This window comes from Paenibacillus xylanexedens, assembly GCF_007680605.1.
Classification (GTDB): domain Bacteria; phylum Bacillota; class Bacilli; order Paenibacillales; family Paenibacillaceae; genus Paenibacillus; species Paenibacillus xylanexedens_B.
Genome location: NZ_VEIO01000008.1, coordinates 84,555 through 100,929 on the forward strand (window position 1 = coordinate 84,555; position 16,375 = coordinate 100,929).

The 16,375-nt window shown below is 42.0% G+C and carries 15 protein-coding genes, 2 pseudogenes and 1 CRISPR repeat array (1 of these 18 running past the window's edge); of the genes and pseudogenes, 9 read left to right on the top strand and 8 right to left on the bottom strand.

Annotation, left to right across the window (positions count from 1 at the left end):
* Nucleotides 1–297: a CRISPR direct-repeat array (repeat unit 32 nt; unit sequence ATTTCAATCCACGCACTCGTGTAGAGTGCGAC) (it extends 135 nt beyond the left edge of the window).
* Nucleotides 298–709: 412 nt separating this feature from the next.
* Both FS818_RS23940 and FS818_RS23945 read left to right on the top strand, forming a co-directional pair.
* Nucleotides 710–2,065, top strand: a complete 1,356-nt coding sequence (locus FS818_RS23940; protein WP_145335372.1) for a dipeptidase — start codon at nt 710–712, stop codon at nt 2,063–2,065.
* Between the two features lie 556 nt (nt 2,066–2,621).
* Nucleotides 2,622–3,233, top strand: a complete 612-nt coding sequence (locus tag FS818_RS23945) for a TetR-like C-terminal domain-containing protein (protein WP_145335374.1) — start codon at nt 2,622–2,624, stop codon at nt 3,231–3,233.
* 459 nt (nt 3,234–3,692) lie between these two features.
* Here FS818_RS23945 and FS818_RS23950 read toward each other — a convergent pair whose 3' ends face one another.
* Together FS818_RS23950 and FS818_RS23955 are read right to left on the bottom strand one after the other, a co-directional pair.
* Nucleotides 3,693–4,223: a hypothetical protein gene (locus FS818_RS23950; protein WP_145335376.1), complete on the bottom strand. Its 531-nt coding sequence runs from the start codon at nt 4,221–4,223 to the stop codon at nt 3,693–3,695.
* Between the two features lie 17 nt (nt 4,224–4,240).
* Nucleotides 4,241–4,687, bottom strand: coding sequence for a hypothetical protein (locus tag FS818_RS23955; RefSeq protein ID WP_145335378.1), 447 nt, complete (start codon nt 4,685–4,687; stop codon nt 4,241–4,243).
* A gap of 194 nt (nt 4,688–4,881) precedes the next feature.
* Between FS818_RS23955 and FS818_RS23960 the strand changes: the two genes are divergently transcribed.
* From FS818_RS23960 to FS818_RS23975, 4 genes and pseudogenes are all read left to right on the top strand, one after another.
* Nucleotides 4,882–5,199, top strand: coding sequence for a transposase (locus FS818_RS23960; protein WP_145335380.1), 318 nt, complete (start codon nt 4,882–4,884; stop codon nt 5,197–5,199).
* A gap of 179 nt (nt 5,200–5,378) precedes the next feature.
* Nucleotides 5,379–5,867: pseudogene (locus FS818_RS23965) on the top strand (IS3 family transposase); the annotation flags it as partial.
* Between the two features lie 12 nt (nt 5,868–5,879).
* The gene (locus tag FS818_RS29600; RefSeq protein WP_145335568.1) at nt 5,880–6,074 is read left to right on the top strand and encodes an IS3 family transposase; all 195 of its coding nucleotides are present in this window, start codon (nt 5,880–5,882) and stop codon (nt 6,072–6,074) included.
* A 215-nt stretch (nt 6,075–6,289) separates the two neighbouring features.
* A complete protein-coding gene (locus FS818_RS23975; RefSeq protein WP_145335384.1) occupies nt 6,290–7,870 on the top strand; it encodes an oleate hydratase in 1,581 nt (526 codons plus the stop codon).
* 763 nt (nt 7,871–8,633) lie between these two features.
* On the opposite strand, the gene FS818_RS23980 is transcribed toward FS818_RS23975, so the two are convergent.
* The 4 genes from FS818_RS23980 to FS818_RS23995 all read right to left on the bottom strand — a co-directional run bounded on the left by FS818_RS23980 (nt 8,634) and on the right by FS818_RS23995 (nt 11,889).
* On the bottom strand, nt 8,634–9,005 hold the full coding sequence (locus tag FS818_RS23980) for a hypothetical protein (RefSeq protein ID WP_145335386.1): 372 nt from the start codon (nt 9,003–9,005) through the stop codon (nt 8,634–8,636).
* A gap of 77 nt (nt 9,006–9,082) precedes the next feature.
* Entirely contained in the window at nt 9,083–10,297 is a 1,215-nt protein-coding gene (gene nagA, locus FS818_RS23985) for an N-acetylglucosamine-6-phosphate deacetylase (RefSeq protein WP_145335388.1), read from the bottom strand.
* Nucleotides 10,294–11,022 carry a glucosamine-6-phosphate deaminase gene (gene nagB / locus FS818_RS23990; RefSeq protein WP_145335390.1) on the bottom strand — a complete coding sequence of 243 codons (729 nt, stop codon included), beginning with the start codon at nt 11,020–11,022 and terminating at the stop codon, nt 10,294–10,296. The genes nagA and nagB overlap by 4 nt, the downstream gene beginning before the upstream one ends.
* 3 nt (nt 11,023–11,025) lie before the next feature.
* The gene (locus FS818_RS23995; protein WP_145335393.1) at nt 11,026–11,889 is read right to left on the bottom strand and encodes a MurR/RpiR family transcriptional regulator; all 864 of its coding nucleotides are present in this window, start codon (nt 11,887–11,889) and stop codon (nt 11,026–11,028) included.
* Between the two features lie 286 nt (nt 11,890–12,175).
* On the opposite strand from FS818_RS23995, the gene FS818_RS24000 reads away from it, so the two are divergent.
* From FS818_RS24000 to FS818_RS24010, 3 genes are read left to right on the top strand one after another with little or no spacing between them, the layout of a single operon-like run.
* Entirely contained in the window at nt 12,176–12,535 is a 360-nt protein-coding gene (locus FS818_RS24000; RefSeq protein ID WP_145335394.1) for a hypothetical protein, read from the top strand.
* A gap of 57 nt (nt 12,536–12,592) precedes the next feature.
* On the top strand, nt 12,593–12,895 hold the full coding sequence (locus tag FS818_RS24005) for a hypothetical protein (protein ID WP_260989956.1): 303 nt from the start codon (nt 12,593–12,595) through the stop codon (nt 12,893–12,895).
* Complete coding sequence (locus FS818_RS24010) at nt 12,892–13,281, top strand: retropepsin-like aspartic protease (protein ID WP_145335396.1); 390 nt, start codon at nt 12,892–12,894, stop codon at nt 13,279–13,281. Before FS818_RS24005 ends, FS818_RS24010 begins: the two co-directional genes overlap by 4 nt.
* A gap of 102 nt (nt 13,282–13,383) precedes the next feature.
* Here FS818_RS24010 and FS818_RS24015 read toward each other — a convergent pair.
* Together FS818_RS24015 and FS818_RS24020 are read right to left on the bottom strand one after the other, a co-directional pair.
* Nucleotides 13,384–13,488: pseudogene (locus FS818_RS24015) on the bottom strand (LuxR C-terminal-related transcriptional regulator); the annotation flags it as partial.
* A 3-nt stretch (nt 13,489–13,491) separates the two neighbouring features.
* Nucleotides 13,492–16,005 carry an AAA family ATPase gene (locus tag FS818_RS24020; RefSeq protein WP_186375580.1) on the bottom strand — a complete coding sequence of 838 codons (2,514 nt, stop codon included), beginning with the start codon at nt 16,003–16,005 and terminating at the stop codon, nt 13,492–13,494.
* Between the last annotated feature and the right edge of the window lie 370 nt (nt 16,006–16,375).

A 16,375-nucleotide genomic window follows, 5' to 3' on the forward strand; every position in this document is an offset into this window, starting at 1 on the left:
TCAATCCACGCACTCGTGTAGAGTGCGACCCGGTAATCCCTTTCCTTCACTCGGTAGTCCGTATAATTTCAATCCACGCACTCGTGTAGAGTGCGACGTTACCCGCTTTTGCGGCGTTGAACTTCAACCAATTTCAATCCACGCACTCGTGTAGAGTGCGACAACGGTGTTCTGCGTATACATGGGGTCGGATAATTTATTTCAATCCACGCACTCGTGTAGAGTGCGACGGTTCACTCGAAAACGGAAACCTGAAAACAGTTGTATTTCAATCCACGCACTCGTGTAGAGTGCGACAGCGAAAAATAACGTTTAAACATTTTCAAACACGAAAATGTTCCGTAACTCCGCACTTTCTAACCAAGATTTCACCTTCATCTTATACAAAGCAAACAAATAATTCAACAAATATGATACCAAAAGGGAACAAAAGGACTATATTTTGGTGCGAATCTCCCGGGGAAATCATGTGTGCTTGGGGTTCGCACCTCAGGATAAACAGTTCTAATCCGATAAAAGCACCTTTAATAGTCTTAGCTAACATAGACTCGGATAAACTAATCTCAATGGACGCTGAGACAGACACCAACTCATATTTGACCCTTTATGGGAACCCAACATTAGGAAGCATTTTTTTAACCAATGTTTTATTAACAGGGCAAAATGGATTACAATAGATTGAAAGCAGATTTGAAGGAGGCCTTTTTCAATGAAAGAACAAGCATATTTTGAGCAAAATCGGGATAAACATCTGGCAGAACTGAACGAATGGTTATCCATTCCAAGTATTTCCGCCATTTCTGAGCATAAAGAAGATATTCAACGTGCGGCACAATGGGCAGCGGATGCACTTACACGTGCGGGTATGGAAAATGTCGAGATTATCCAAACAGCTGGTCATCCTATTGTTTATGCAGACCACCTGCACGCACCAGGCAAACCAACAGCCCTGATCTATGGACACTATGATGTACAACCTGTTGATCCGCTTCACCTGTGGGAGACACCACCTTTTGAACCAACGATTCGTGACGGGAAGCTGTATGCTCGCGGTGCAACGGATGATAAAGGACAAATTTTCATACATATCAAAGCCGTCGAAGCACTGATTGCCGAAAATAAAGAGTTGCCGATTAACGTAAAATTCTGCATCGAAGGCGAAGAGGAAATCTCCAGCCCGAATTTGCCGATCTATCTTAATGATCATACGGACAAACTGAGAGCAGACATGGTGTTAATCTCGGATACATCTCTTTTGGAAAAAGGAAAACCTGCCATCTCCACGGGCCTGCGCGGCCTGTGCTCGATGCACGTGGATCTGTTCACCGCCAATACCGACCTGCACTCCGGTTCCTTCGGCGGCGGTGTACCGAACGCGCTTCATGCCCTCGTCTCCCTGCTGGCATCTTTGCACGATGAGCAAGGCCGCGTGAGCGTAGATGGATTTTATGATGGCGTTCTACCATTGTCTCCAGAGATGAGAGAGGAATTCGTGAAGCAAGGCTTCAATGAAGAGCAGCTTCGTCAAGATCTGGGACTGGAGCAATTGTATGGTGAGGAAGGATATTCCTTTGTGGAACGTGTCGGCGCGCGACCAACACTTGAATTGAACGGCGTATGGGGCGGTTTCCAGGGCGAAGGCAGTAAAACGGTTATTCCAAAAGAAGCTCACGCTAAAATTACTTGCCGTCTTGTCGCTGACCAAGATCCGCAGCATGTACTAGATAGCATCGAAGCCCACCTGCGTGCACATGTTCAACCAGGAGCGACATTGCAGATCAAACAGATCGAGAAGGCTTTTGCGTTCAATACCGATCCGACTGATCCGATCCTGCAAAAGGCCGCAGACGCTTACGAAAAAGTCTATGGCGTGCGTGCTCTCTTCACCAAAGATGGCGGCTCCATTCCAATCGTTGAGAAGCTATCCCGCGTGCTTGGCGTGCCTGCCGTGATGATGGGCTTTGGTCTGCCGGACGAGAATCTGCATGCACCAAACGAGCACTTTAATCTGGAGAACTTTGATAAAGGGTTGCTGACGGTTGTTGAGTTCATGAAAAGCTTATAATCGTTAAAAAACACGCTTACACGGAGGCCACTGCGCAGGGAGAATAAGCTTTCGATCGCTGTTATTCCCAGATTTCTTTGATCCCTTTTCTAAAGGGAAAAATCCGGTAATAAACGCGAGCGCTTCGCTTCTACAGCTTTTTTTCTCCCCACTCCGTTTAACGTGTAAATTTTTATTTAACCCCTATAGAGGATAATGTATAAGAGAGCGTGGTTCGCTTCTTCAGAATCGATTTCGCCCCCTCCACTACGTTATGCGCGTTCCTATAAGTCGTTTTAAAAACGTAATCTAGCTTTTTGGGGATGAGCACAATAACACAGGGCGCGCTTGTGGAGGCGCTCCGGTGGTGAATCGTTCTTTTGATCGCTGTTATTCTCGCTTCAATAATGTAAAAACGCAAAAACGATGGCCTAAACGGTCATCGTTTTTTATTTTTCTGGGTTTGCAGTGATCAATGAGATACCATATTAAGGAAAAAAGTGGTAGTCTTCTTATGTACGTTTTCAGTAACTAATGTCGTATGACGACCACACTCTGAATGATGAGGTGAACGGTAATGTCTGCTTCCCATTTGACCAAAACCGCGCTGGCTCATTCGCTTAAATGCCTGATGGAACACATGCCGCTCAATAAAATTACAGTGAAACATCTGGTGGATGGCTGCGGTGTAAACCGGCAAACGTTTTATTATCATTTTCAAGATATTTATGCTCTGCTTGGATGGATTTACGAAACGGAAGCGGTGGAAAGTATCCATGAATACCGCAGTTATGATACATGGACAGAAGGGTTCTACAAAATTTTCTGTTACATCGAAAATAATAAGGCCTTTTGCTGCAATACACTGGAATCCCTTGGACGTTCTCATCTGGATGGTTATCTCTATCAAGTGACGTATGATCTGATTATGGGTGTTATTGATGAGCTGGCTTGCGGAGTCAAGGTTCGCGGTGAGGATAAAGAGTTTATTGCTAATTTTTATACACTGGCTTTCACGGGTCTCATTATCCAATGGATGCGGAATGACATGAAAGAACCGCCCAAACAGATTATCGACAAGTTGAGCGAACTGATTGAAGGAAATGTACTCAGAGCACTGCATAAGTATGAGCATAAAATTCGAAATGGGAATTGCTTACCGTCACATTCTAGGAACCCCTCCTCTTGATTTGAGGGAAAATTTACTCGTATCCGTACTGGAACTCTGACACCCATCAGATTCAATATCAAAACATAATTCATTCCAACGTTGAATAGAGATCGACATCAAGTTGTGCCAGAAGGATCGAACCTAAGATCATCAGTTACTTTCGTGGTGTTCACGAAAAAATAATTGGTATCGGCCGCTCCCCTCCATTAATTAGATCCATCAATATCAGGTAATTTTGGACTCTACTTAAACTAAGAAGACTAACAGTAATTCCAATACCACCTCTGTAATTTTATAGTTGTATCATTTATAGAAGAAGTCCTCACACTTCCTACAAAGAACAGAGAGATTCCTCAATTAGATAGGACTCTCTCTGGGATTCACTACTGTGGTAAATAGTGAAGTATATCTGCTTAAAATTTGTATGAAGATAAAAGAAAGAATCTAAAATCCACTGATCACTCTCAATTAATATGTTTAGTGGATTTTCACCGCTTTACCATCAACATACCACTCGTTATAACCATTTTCATGGTGTCTTGTTTTTAAATTAATGACTATATAAGAACCATCTTTTTTCTCCCATAACTGTTTCGCTTCTGTATTTTCTGGATTAATTAGCAATACTGACATCAGATCACCAACCTCCAGATTTTTTTTCCTCTCATCACTGTAAAATGCATCCATAAAAGAGGATTTTTCCTCTTCTACAAAATTTGATAGCAATGTTTCTTTTAAATTCTCTGTATCAACAAATCTCCAATTTTCAACTGACTGATTGACTTCTCGACTAGCTATTGATTGGGTGCTTACTGATTTAGTAAGTTTTTCTTTTCCAGCAAGCCAAGATTTTTCAAGTTTATTTTGTACTGCCCCTACTTCTTTCTGATACTGAGGATCTACATCAGGAAACAAATTCCCAAAAGTACTACCAGCATAAACACTAGTACCTGTTAAAGCTAAAGCAAAAGTCGTCATAATTATAATCGTCTTTCTTTTAATCCTCATAAGTTTCACTCCTTTAATTATCTTGAACTACTTGAAGATTTATATAAGTTGACCGCCCCAGCATCATCAGCATCACTTCCAAAATAATAAACTATTCTGGAAGACCAGTTCATTTTGTAAGTACCAGGTAAGTAATGAGTCTTGGATGAAATGTTCGCTGCAGCTGAAGATAGGCCTCCTTGATTAAAAACATTTCCATTTTGCTCATCGAACCCAGAACCGAGATAAGCCCCATCCCGATAAAGTTCATAATATGCTCTTATTTTACTAACGTTTTTATCACGTGTCGATGCGTAAACTCCACCTTCTACGTAAGTATTTGTGGTACCAGAGTAAGGAAAGATAGTTAAATCAGGAGAAGTGTTCAAAGCAGCGAACGCCGAACCAGCAACTGATGAGAATAGCACAACACTCAATATTGCAACTTTTGAAGCTTTGAAAGGTTTACTTGCAATCCTTAACATATACTAACCTCCTAAATATATAAATAATTCCCTGTTAATATACACCAAAAAATACTTATTTCAACAATATAAGAGAATAAATTACATAAGTATATATATTTTGGATTCCTGAAACATTTTAAATGTTGCTAGAATAAAAAGTGGACACCCATTAACGGACAGAAGGATAATAAGGCTAACGGAGGTGTGTCCATATGGGAGAACAACGGCAACGATACAATGAAGAATTCAGGAAACAAACGGTAAAATTTATTGAAGAGCAGACCAAGACACTCGGAGACTTGGCAGAAGAACTCAACATTCCCAAAAGTACATTACACCAGTGGATGGGCAAATATCGTGAACTTAAACATGAGCCTGTAGCTAGCGTAGATCGCGTGAAAGAACTGGAAGCTGAGCTCCAAGAAATGCGCCGGTTACTTCAAGAGAAAGAACATACCCTTGCGGACACGCAAGAGGAACTGGCTATCGTAAAAAAAGCAGTGCACATCTTCAGCAAACCAAAGAACTAAGGTTTCAATTTGTGGAAAACCATCGCTCCCTGTTTTCTTTGGAGAAGATGTGCACCCTGTTACATGTGTCACGGAGCGGATATTACAAATGGCGGATGGATCGAACAAGTAAACAGCAGCACCGGAGAGCTGAGATCATGAAGCGTATTCGGTTTCATTTCTAGGACCACCAGAAGCGGTGTGGAAGTCCGAAAATTACGTATGCGCTCCATCTGGAAGGATACAAAATCTCTTCCCGTACCGTCAGTATATACATGCGTCAAATGAATCTTCGTTCCGTGCATAGTCCAAGGTATCGTGTCCAAACAACGGATTCTAACCATCATCATCCCATTGCACCCAATACGCTGAACCAGCAATTTCAAACGTCCAAACCAAACACCGCATGGGTCACCGACATCACTTACATTCCCTGCCGAGGAGGCCGGTTACATCTCGCCAGTGTTCTGGATTTGTGTACGCGTGAAATTGTAGGCTGGCGTCTGTACAACCATATGGAAACGAGCCTGGTGCTCGATGCATTGAATGATGCTTACCGGGCTAAACGTCCCGCTCCAGGACTGCTCCATCACTCGGATCGCGGCTCACAGTACACGTCAAAAGAATACGTGGAGCAACTGAAATCGTATGGTATGGAACTCAGTATGAGCCGCCGAGGAAACTGTTAAGATAACGCATGTATCGAGTCTTGGCACAGTATTTTGAAGAAGGAGCTCATTTACTGTAACCCTCGTTTTAAGAATCCAGAAGAGGCTTATACCGCCATTTACCAGTACATTGAGTTCTATTACAACCGCAAGCGAATGCATGGGGCGCTAGGTTATCTTTCCCCTGCTCGTTTTGCGAAGAAATTTACGGACAAATCCATCGCGTGAGTGTCTACTTTCTTGACATAGTTCCAAAATATTGAATATATATGTATTTGTACCTTTACTACAGATGAAATCATCCGATAACACTATAAAACTAGACATTTTTCCAAAAGTGACTAAAAAACAGACAGCTGTATTCTTTTGATCATACCTTCTTTCCCGGTGCAGGTTTACATTGGAAATGTGAAGAATACACCATCTTTTGGAGGCGATTGATCGTGAAAAAAGAACATGGCTCTAAACAGGTTTATTTTGTCGGCGGCGGTATTGCTTCTCTCGCGGGAGCAGCCTATTTAGTCAGAGACTGTGATTTCCCTGGCGAAAATATTCACATCATTGAGGAAATGCCGATTCTCGGGGGCAGCAATGACGGTGCAGGTAATCCGGAACAAGGTTACGTCATTCGCGGTGGGCGGATGCTCAACGATGAGGCATATGAAAATCTGTGGGAGCTGCTGGCGACCATCCCTTCCATCGAACATCCGGGTATGTCGGTCAGAGAAGAAATTACGGCCTTTGACGACGCTAACCCCACACACTCCAATGCACGGTTAATTAACCGCGATGGGCAGGTGGAAGATGTGTTGTCCATGGGGTTTGATATGGCCGACCGGCTGGCGATGGGCAAACTCATCGTTACTCCTGAAGACACGCTGGGTAAATTGCGGATCAACGACTGGTTTGCACCCCACTTTTTCCAAACGAACTTCTGGTACATGTGGGCGACAACGTTTGCCTTTCAGCCTAGGCACAGTGCGGTGGAGTTCAAACGATATATGCTTCGCTTTTTTCACGAATTTCCACGAATTCAAACGCTCGAAGGGGTTACACGTACCCCCTATAACCAATATGACTCCATCATTCTGCCACTGCACCGATATTTGGAGCCGTACGGCGTAGATTTTACGCTGAAATGTACCGTTACTGACCTGGACTTCAAAGAGGGCGACGGAATTACGGTCACGGGTATGCATGTGCGGCGGAACGGTACCCAGGAAGTGATCGACATTCATGAGGGTGATCTGGTCATTGTTACGAACGGCTCGATGACGGAAGGTGCTGACCTTGGTTCGATGACTTCCGCTCCCAAACTGAACGGCAAGGGCAGCTCTTGGAAGCTGTGGGAGAACATTGCGGAGAAAAAACCGATGCTGGGCAACCCTTCTTCGTTCAATGATCATGTCGATGAGTCCAAATGGGAATCATTCACCGTCACTTTCCAGGATTCCGTTTTCTTTGATCTGATGGAAAAATTCACACGCAACCGCGCAGGTACTGGAGCCCTTGTGACATTCAAAGATTCAAGCTGGTTCATGTCAGTCGTGTTGGCCTTCCAGCCGCATTTCCGGAATCAGCCGGACCATGTCAAAGTCTTCTGGGGCTATGGTTTGTATCCTGACAACGTAGGGGACTATGTGAAAAAAAGAATGTGTGATTGCACGGGTGAAGAGATTATGCAAGAATTGATCGGCCATCTTCATTTCCAGGAGCACCAAGAGGAGATCATGGCTACGGCCAACTGTATCCCTTGTATGATGCCTTATATCACCGCGCAATTCATGCCAAGGCTGAACAGTGACCGCCCTCAAGTCGTGCCGGAAGGTTCAACGAATCTGGCATTTATCAGTCAATTTTGCGAGATTCCAGATGATGTGGTGTTCACGGAGGAATATTCGGTTCGCGCCGCACGCATCGCCATCTACACCTTACTTGGCATCAACCGTCCGGTTGAGCCGATCCATCAATATCAGTACGATGTGCGAACACTGTTCAGCAGTTTCGTGACTTCGTTTAGATAGTAGTTGAACAGAATACTTGAAGCTTGGGTGTGATTTGATTCATTTCTATGACTGTTACTATAAAAAATCAAATGAAAACATCAAAAGAGCCCCGTCAGATCTAAAATGTACCCTTTGTAAAGGACATTTTGATTCTTTGACAGGACTCTTTTTTTGAAATGTATCTTTTGTAAAGCTGTAAAGTATGTAAGAACAGACCCCATAAATAAAATTGCCATGCTGGGCGGCACACCACCTTCGCGAAAGGAGCAAACAAAAAAACAAAGAGCACACTAATAAACAGAGAGCAAACCGAAAACAAAGAGCAAACCAAAAAAACATAGACAAAAACTAGCTAATTGATGCTCTAACGATCACCAGAGACCTTATTTGCGATAAAACGTCTCTTTTACACCCTAAAACTGCTCATTTACATGAAATAGCGTGTGTGGTGATCGTTAGAATCGAAAACACTGCAAAATAGGGCAAATAAGCTCCCTCAGGATCGTTAGAGCGTCAAACATCATTGTCACAGTCTGGCTCGCACTCACCACTTGCCGCAACGGTTTATAGTGTGAACTATTCGCATTGCGTTCAGCGTTCAGCTCCCAGCACGTAGTGCCCTGCTTCATAACGAGGTGGTCAGCCGCGACTAAGCATAATTCGATACTTCTTCAATATATTTGGGTTATTACTGGGTTCCCCACTCTACTATTCGTCAGGATAAAGTTACAGGCCTGCCTGCATCCATCCATCCTTGACCAACTCCGTCTTTATTCTAACTTTACGAACGAAACGTAGTAAATTTCAGCATGTGCACCAGCTTGGAGAAATGAGTGATCTCCCGATCTACGTCTTTGGTGTCTGCACCAGCCATTGCCTGATTAGCTCGCAACGTTCTGCGTGTATTCAGCATGCCTTCAATGAGCTTCATGACTGTATTGCGTCCACGATGGTCCACAATCATGTATTTTTTACGTTTATCCAGCTCAATCCATACGATGTTGTTAAAGGTTGTGAACAGATGTTTTCGGTACTGCTCCATATCCGTTTCATTGTAATGCTCGCCATAAAAAGCATAGTATCCGTGAATGTGCAGCTTCTCCGCCAGCACAGGGATAAACGGATCATGTTCCAGCATGGCGTTACGTTCCATGGTGCATGCCTCCGTTAAATGATCCGCAGATCTCATTTTTGAGATCTATTTTAACATATTGTTCAGCGTATTTCCTCTCAGATGCTCACCCTTCTGCCTTTCACCCACACCGTATCAATCTCCAAATCCTCATGCAGCAAAACGATATCTGCCTGTTTCCCTTTCGTCAGGGAACCCGTTCGGTGGTCCATACCTAGCAAACGTGCTGGCGTCAAGCTGGCTGCTCTAGAAGCAGCGATTAGACTCAGCCCTACTTCCTGCACAAGATAACGGAACCCACGAACCATAGTCAACGTGCTTCCTGCAAGAGCGCCGCCTTCTTTCAAACGCGCCTCGCCGTTCTTCACAATAACGGGCAGATCACCGATTTTGTATTCGCCATCGTCCAGCCCTGCCGCTGACATCGCATCGGTAATCAGCACCAGCTGATCATTGCCTTGTTTCAGTTGAGCAAGGATCGAAATCGCGGCAGGGTGCACATGAATCCCGTCGGCAATGACTTCGGCGCTAATACGCGGATCACTTAGCACGGCTCCTGCTGTTCCCGGCTCACGATGGTGTAGCGGTGTCATCGCGTTAAACGTATGCACGGCATGATGCAATCCGGCCTCCACTGCGCGCTGTACGTCATCGTAAGTTGCATCCGTGTGACCGAGCGCAGCCGTTATCCGCTGTTCCCGTAGCCAGGAGATGACCTCCAGCGCACCTTCACGTTCTGGTGCCAGCGTCACCTGCCGGATCAGGCCAGGATATTGCTTTTCCCATTCCTGCAGCCAAGCGACGTCAGGAAGCACGATATGATCCGGATTTTGCGCGCCAGGCCACTTTGGACTAAAAAAAGGGCCCTCCAAATGAACGCCTTCCAGCTGAGCGTACGGCATTTCCTCTGATCGGTAGCGATGTACTTCAGCCAAAACATGATCCAGACGTTCCTTCGGAGCCGTCATCGATGTTGCCAACATTGCCGTTGTTCCCTGCGAACTATGAAATGAAGTGATCTTGTCCAACACGTCAGGACTGGCATCCATGAAATCTTCCCCGTTACCGCCATGGACATGGATATCGATAAAACCAGGCACGATTAAGCCCTTCCCTTTGGCAGGAATCACTCCCGCTTCTCGTCGAATGGATTCAGGCAGACCTTCCGGTATGCCGGCATATACGATTTTCCCAGCGCGCCAGGCGATCAGGCCTCCTTCCAGCAATTCATCGGCAAGCAACAGTCTGCCGCGAAGCAAGCTTATCTTTTTCTCAACTTCACCGCCGCTGGCTCTAGGATTGGTTTCCGTCATCTAACCAGCCTCCCAGCCGCTCGATCCAGCAATACAACCACGTTCGGATGACATTGCAGCAAGGATGCCGGGCAGGATGTGGTGATCGGGCCCATGAACGCTTCGCGGATAATCTCCGCTTTTTCCTCTCCACGGGCAATGAGCAGGATTTGTTTTGCTTTTAAAATAGAACCGACCCCCATCGTGATCGCTTGCGCTGGTACTTCGTCGATGCTGTCAAAAAAGCGGGCATTCGCCTTTCTCGTCTCTTCCTTAAGATCCACCACATGGGTGCGTCCCGTCAATTCCGTTCCAGGTTCATTAAAACCGATATGACCATTGTGCCCGATCCCGAGCAATTGCAGATCCACAGGCCCACGATCCTCCAAACGTCGCTCATAACCGGCACATTCCTCTTCCAAATCCACCGCCTCGCCATTTGGCACATTCGTGCGGGACAGGTCGATGTCGATATGATTAAACAGCTGTTCATTCATAAAACTGCGGTAGCTTTCACGGTGCTCTGTAGGTAAACCTACATATTCATCCAGGTTAAAAGAAGAGGCCTGTGCAAAGCTTACCAATCCTTTTTGATATAGCGTGATTAACTGTTTATAAACACCCACAGGTGAACTTCCCGTTGCAAGTCCAAGTACGGCACGAGGTTTCGTTTGCAGCAAGCTGGCGATCAAACCTGCACCTGTCGCGTTCAAATCTTCTTCATGTTCAAAAATACGAATATTCATCTGTTAAGCACCTCCGGTGTGATGGAAACGATAGGACTGCACATTGTGGTACGACTGCTCAAGTTTAGGTATAAATTGATCAAAATCGGCACTCACCATGCCTGTGAACAAAATATCAATCACATGCAGCAACGCAATGCGTGAAGCCATGTCCCCGCGCCGCATCCCTTCTTCAAGAGAAGATGTGAAGAGCGGGATATCCGATACGGTTGCCAGTGAGTTACTGCCATATGACGTCAGCGAGATGGTGGAAGCGCCAGCCTGTTTGGCACAAGTCAGGGCATCGATGGTCTCCGGGGTTTCACCTGAGTAGGACACAGCCATCGCCACATCTCCTGGCCCCAGCGAGGAAGCGGATGTAATTTGCATATGGGAATCGGAAAAGGCAGTACAGCTTTTGCCGATCCGCACCAGCTTCTGATAAAAATCCTGTGTAACAATGGACGAAGTCGCCACCCCGTAAAGGTCAATACGCCGGGCCTGACACAACAGCTGCACCACTTGTTCCAGCCTGCCCAAATCCAGCAAACGTGTGGTATCTGCAATCGAAGCGAGATGATTCGCTTCAATAGCCTCGACGATTTTGGATAACGGGTTGCCTGCAACAATATCCTGATAGGCCGTTTCATTCGGTGCGTGCGACAGCTCGGCGGCGAGTTTCATTTTGAGATCGGGGAAACCTTTGAAATGAAATGATTTGCAAAAACGAGTCACGGTCGCCGCGCTTGTCCCGCTCTGTTCAGCCAACTGGTTGATGGTCATGCCCGGCACGTCCGATGGCGATTGGATAATCACCTCGGCGATTCGTCTCTCCTGAGACGGCAAATTGTGCATTTCTTGCTTCAATGCATGTAAGATGGCTGCCATAAGCACCTCTTTAATATGAAAATTATTTTTATCATTTACTAATAAAAAAAGAAAATCGTTTTTACATCCTTATTTTAATCAAGGTGCTCTGGCAAATCAAGAGGATTTTCGCTGGAGTTGATATAAGTCCATTATGTTAATCAATCAGGCTTAGTCACACCTTCAGTTCATTTGAAGTTTTCACATAGTCTGCTAAAGTTAATCGTATGTAATTTAACAACAGCAGAACAAATGGATGAGTCTATATGTGATGATACTTTCAAGGATATAAAAAGGGGAACTGCTCATGAATCGTAGACAGCGTAATAAAATCGTCCCAAATATCTGGATCATTGCCGCCAAGCGTAGTAACACCGCCCACAATTATTTTGCCCTCTATGCCATGGACTGGAGGCGTGGAGCCAGGTTGAGCTGGGAAGGTTGGAAACGTTATGAAGACCTTCTACAATTTCATGTGCCGATCAAACGAAAAGTGGCGGGACGCGCCAGCTCATCACAGCCTGCCGCTAAAATCGCCAAAAAGGCATTGTTTTTGCATTTAAATGAGACACAGTATGAGGAATTGGAGCAACTATTTTATCAGCCGTTTTCGAAGAAAAGATGGAAGGTTTTTATGAAGGAACATACGTATAAAGAAGAGGCTTGATTAAAGTGAACAAGAGGTGGATTTGGGATTATTGCTTCCTTTTAACGTTGGAGGATTATGTTATACTTAGATCATCAGATTCATAGTGAGGTGGAGCCAGTGAAATGGGAGGACATTACTGAATTGCATCCGGGTCGTTTTGTGCTAGTTGAGGCAATTAAGGCGAGTTCCAATAATCAGCTACGTCAGTTGGAGGACATGTCAGTTATTCAAGACTATGATGATCCACAAAAGGCGTGGAGTGGGTATAAAGAGATGCATAAACTTCACCCCTCACGCGAGTTGTATGTTTTTCATACAAGTAGAAGCGATGTGGAAGTTGTTGAGGAGTTTTTCTCAGGTGTAAGGCAACGAACATGAAGCTAAAACTTATTAATGGCTTACCTATCATTTCCTTGACTGTAACTCATAATGAACGATCCATTGTTTTGAATAATATACTTTTCGATACAGGCTGTGCGGCAACTGTTTTTGACACCGATGCTTTAGAAACAATTGGTTTACACATAGATTTCATTAACGGAAAGGCTAAACGAATGTATGGTGTTGGAGGTACCAGTGAAATTTGCTATGAGCAACCGGTTCCTGACTTTTTCATTGGACATATTGAAATAGCTGATTTCCCTCTTCAACTTGGTTCAATTCGAGAACCCTATGGCTTTGACGGAATTCTTGGTATTGATTTCATGATGAGAGCCAAATGTAAAGTTGATTTTGAATCCATGAGTATAGCGTTTGAAAAGTAGCTGTATTCGTTAAATACAAACATAAAAGCCTTTCCCCATGCTTCATACTGAAGGATAGAGAAAGGCTTTTGTGTTACGTCATTTTTAACTGTAATTCGCAGGCTAAATCTTAAGTTCTCCGAGCTTGATTAGCTCTATAACTGCCTGCGAACGACCCTTAACATTGAGTTTCTGCATCACATTGGAGATGTGGTTTGAAGTACGCTTAATTCAAGTCAGTTTCCCATTTATTTCATTTACAATAGGATGCATATACCCCCTCATTTTCGTAAATTGTTTCATTTCATTTTTTAACATTGCTTTTGTAATATTATTATTTATAAATTGAATAAAAATGCTTATTAGTGCTAGTTCTCTTGCTTTTTCTTGACTGACTTCATCGTTAAATTCCTTGAAATATGAGTAGGCTAAATGTACACTCTTGGAAGCTTTAGTTAAGTAACTAGTTTCTCTGAGTTCCAGATAAACATTACAACACGCCTGAGAGAGAAAATAATTGGTGTTAGCATTATTTTCACTTGTTTGAGTGTCTCTAAATTTATAGAAATCACTTGCTCTCTCTAAGAATTTAACAGCCTCGAAACTATTCTTAAAGTCGACTAAACAAAATATCCCATACAACATTAACAACGCAGGAAAGCTTGCTGTATTTATAATATTTCTATAGTCACCAGTGTATATAACTATATAGGCTTCCTCATAAGCTTCTTTCATTTGATTTATTAATTTTTTCCTCAAATTATTATCATTAAGACCAAACAAAAATAATTTTAAAATTCTTGCTTTTTGAAAACTTATATATGGATGTCCACTTGTATTGGCGAGTTTTAAAAAATCTTCCTCAACCTGCATTAACAGTTCTTTCTTTTTTTCGGAATCATATTTTATTTTTTTCAATTGTCTTGAATAATCATCATACAATTTATATGCACGGGCAACAACAATAGACTCATAATTTTGATGTGGTTGCCAATCTTCAATTATAGTTTTCAACTTTGGATTCTCAGACACATCCTCTTCTAACCTCTTGAGTGCATTCTCTTTTTCAAAACGATATTTATCAATTTTTTCCAACAACTCTTTAAAATGCTTATTATCAGGAACTAACTTTAGAGAAACGAATTTTGTTGCCATTTCATTTAACTCATACATTCCACGTATTTTATTCACTACGAACTTTCTAACCAATAGAGCCATTATTTCCTCAAGATCAGTTACCTTTACTTCGATAAAATCATAAAGAAAATTTATATCAACAGGATCTTTATATAATAACATTATGTTGAGAAGGTTTCTTATAAATGGAAACCTTGCTTCATTTTCTAAAATGATCCTATCGAACATGTGCTTATACATAAACTCAGCAATTAATTCGACGTCTCTATTTCGAAGGGGGCGAAGATTTTCAATTGAAGTTTTTAAATCAACCCCTCCTTCAAATATACGATCTAAACTAATTGTAATCACAAGAGTGTTACCACATGACAGTGACAAAAATTCCTCTAAATCATTTTTTTCAAAACTAATGGTAAAGTCATTAATTACACAATATTCAGTTATAAACTGAATGCCAGTATCAATTTCTTTGAATCCTTTAACTTCTATTCTTTTGTCCGCAATATATTCATCTTGTCTTGAAGTAAGTAAAAATTGAATATTATTCGGACATTCATCAGTTATAAAGTTTTCTAACTTTTCTCTTTCTTCCCCCTTAATATTCTCATAATTATCAATTACGATCAGTCCTTGCTTACAAGTTTCAAAATATAAACATAAAGCCTCACTAGAATTTTCTTGGATATGCAGGACATCACATACAATTTTAATGAATTCTTCAAATGTTTGATATTGCGGCTTAAATTCACGGATTTGAAGACCAACTCTATCAAAAATAAGTTCTTCATTTTTAGAAGACGCCCAAACAATAAAATCATATTTGATTTCAGATTCCAAAGTCTTCTTCATAATTCTATTACAAAATTCTCTTGCTAATGAGGTTTTTCCAACTCCACCATAGCCATGTAGTACTACACTGCTAGTTCTTCTTTTATTTGTTATAAAATATTTATCTAATAATTCCAACTCTGTCTCTCTCATTAGTAGCTCTTCATGATTTTGATTCACTTTTATCAAATTACTATAAATATATTCTTTATCAATAAGTTTTCTTAAAAAACAGGATATATCTACCTTGATATTTTCAACTTCGACATACCAAAAATATTCACTTCTAATTATTGACGTACTTATCAGGATAAATTGGGTAATCTGTTGTGCCTCCTCAATTAAGACTCTTTTTGAGGCAGGATGTGAACCACCATTTCTGATTTTTAGGTATAAACTTAAAAAGTGTTCAAATTCTGCCCCGAATTGAGTAGTTAATTCGTTGAAAAGGGGAGAATTTAGCAAGAACATTAAATCTAAAATCTCTGACAAGTATGGAACATTACTGTCATCATAATGACTTTGTTGTTCATAACAATTTAGTGTGAAGAAAAGGGCATCATATAGTTTTTCCAATTTCCCGTCTTTTTCTAATGAAACCAATTTAGAATAGTACTTCTGAAATAAAAAAGGTTTAATACCTATTTGGGAAGAATCAAATCTATTTTTCAAGTCACCAATTATACTTGCAAAGCTAGTATAATCAGTATATTTATCAATTATCTTATCAGCTATATAGCTTCTTAAGCCTACTTCATATTTTTTTAAAATGCTGTCCAACTCTAAATACTCTGTTCCTGTGAGATACAAAGGACATCCCCCGCTCAATTATGTAATTGAATCTAGCACGTAAACTGTAATCTTTTAAAATAATACCACATAATTACATTAACCACATCTATTTTCAAGGGAATACAATGAATGTATAACATTTCAATATAGGTAAGAAAAAAAGCATGGAGCAATTAACCATTAATAGAACCGATGTTAAAGTTGTTGAAGATTTTTTCTCAAGAGTCTAAAACTAAAAGTGTAACTAACGCCTTACCTATATTTCCTGACCCATTTAATACAAACATAAAAGCCTTTCCCCATGCTTCATACTGAAGGATAGAGAAAGGCTTTTGTGTTACCCTCATTTTTAACTGTA